Raw genomic sequence first — 2,138 nt, 5'->3', positions numbered from 1 at the left:
TATGCCGTGTTTGGCGGCATGAAGGGTGTGACCTACACGCAGGTGGCACAGTACTGCGTGCTGATCACCGCTTACACCATCCCGGCAGTCTTCATCTCGCTGCAACTGACGGGCAACCCGATTCCGGCATTGGGACTGTTTGGCTCGACCGAAAGCGGTGAGCCACTGCTGGCGAAGCTGGACCAGATCGTGACTGACCTAGGCTTTGCCGAGTACACTGCAGCCCATGGATCGACCCTAAACATGGTGTTGTTCACTCTGTCGCTGATGATCGGTACTGCTGGTCTGCCGCACGTGATCATGCGCTTCTTCACCGTGCCCAAGGTGTCGGATGCGCGCTGGTCTGCTGGTTGGACCTTGGTGTTCATTGCTCTGCTCTATCTGACGGCCCCTGCCGTGGGTGCCATGGCACGCCTGAACATTTCGGAACTGATGTGGCCCAATGGGATCGACAATGCTGCGGTGAGTGTCGAGCAAATCGACAACGATCCGGAATATGCGTGGATGGCGACATGGCAGCAAACGGGTCTTCTGGATTGGGAAGACAAGAATGGCGACGGCATGATCCAGTACTACAACGATGCCAATGCTGATCTGCAAGCGAAAGCGGCTGAGAATGGATGGGTCGGCAACGAGCTGACCAAGTTCAACCGCGACATCCTGGTGCTGGCGAACCCCGAGATCGCGTCCCTTCCGGGTTGGGTGATCGGCCTTGTGGCGGCGGGTGGCCTTGCGGCGGCCCTGTCCACAGCGGCGGGTCTGCTTCTGGCGATCTCGTCGGCGGTCAGCCATGACCTTCTCAAAGGTCAGTTGACGCCCAACATGTCGGAGAAATCCGAGCTGCTTGCGGCCCGTATTTCGATGGCGGCGGCGATTGTGGTGGCTGTGATCCTGGGTCTGAACCCGCCGGGCTTTGCGGCCCAGACGGTGGCGCTGGCCTTTGGTCTGGCGGCGGCCTCGATCTTCCCTGCGCTGATGATGGGTATCTTCTCGACCCGCATCAACAATGTGGGCGCGGTTGCGGGCATGTTGGCCGGTCTGGTTGTGACCTTGCTGTACATCTTCCTGCACAAGGGCTGGTTCTTTATCCCGGACACCAATTCGTTCACGGATGCTGACCCACTCTTGGGACCGATCAAGTCGACATCGTTCGGCGCGATTGGCGCCATGGTCAACTTCGCGACCGCCTATGTGGTGTCGGGTATGACCAAGGAAACCCCGCAAGAGATCAAGGACCTGGTGGAAAGCGTGCGTATCCCGCGTGGAGCGGGTGCCGCAGCAGCGGACCACTAAGGCCCTCGGGCGTATCGCAGTCTCTCTTCCCTGCGATGCGCCCTTTGATCCTGAACCTGTCCGCGATCCTCGTGGGCAGGTTTTTGTCCTCTCCAGGGTGATGTGATGCCGCTTGAGACTGAACACGCGCAATTCCTGGCTTCGGTCCATCCGTATGACGCGCTCAGCGCGGATGATCTGGAAACACTGGTTAGTCAGTGCACAACCGAAGCATTTGGCGATGCTGCGCCGGTGTTTCGGGTCGGGGATGACATCCAATACCTCTATGTCATCGTTGCGGGCGAGGTTGAGGTCACGGATGAGACAGATGTGCAATTGTCCCTTCTGGGTCCGCGCAATTCGTTTGGAGAACGCGCGTTGCTGCGGGGCGGCCCATCACAGCGCATGGCTGTCGCCGTTGGTCAGACAACGCTCATCCTTGTGCCAGCCCAGGTGCTGCACGAATTGATCAGTGAGCATCCCAAGGTGGCACGCTTCTTTGATCGTCGTCACCCTGCGCGGGTGGACGCCAAGGATTTGACCGTACTGCCTGTAAACCAGCTGATGACCCGTGATCCGGTCACATGTTTGCCCAGCGATACAATCCGGGCAGCAGCCGAACAGATGGCGCGGCACCATATCTCATCCATCTGTGTCGCAGGGCCGGAGTGTTTTCAGGGGATAGTCACGGTGCGCGACATGAATGCCAAGGTTGTTGCCGGCGGTGCGGATCCGGGTCAGTCCGTGTCGACGATCATGACGCGTGATCCCTTGGCCCTGCCGCCAAGCGCGTTGGGTATGGATGTGCTGCATATGATGATGGAGCGGCGCATTGGTCACGTGCCCATTGTCGAGGACGGGCAGCT

The 2,138-nt window shown here is 59.4% G+C and carries 2 protein-coding genes; both read left to right on the top strand.

Translation table 11 applies throughout. The features are described 5' to 3' along the window. On the top strand, nt 1-1,293 hold a 1,293-nt coding region (locus AC6RA8_RS17545; RefSeq protein ID WP_500354404.1), incomplete at its 5' end, for a VC_2705 family sodium/solute symporter. A gap of 105 nt (nt 1,294-1,398) precedes the next feature. Next, on the top strand, nt 1,399-2,138 hold a 740-nt coding region (locus tag AC6RA8_RS17540; RefSeq protein ID WP_500354402.1), incomplete at its 3' end, for a CBS domain-containing protein.

This window comes from Tateyamaria sp. (assembly GCF_059783535.1).
The sequence above is the reverse complement of the archived record's forward strand: the minus strand, read 5'-3'. Positions and strand labels throughout refer to the sequence as shown.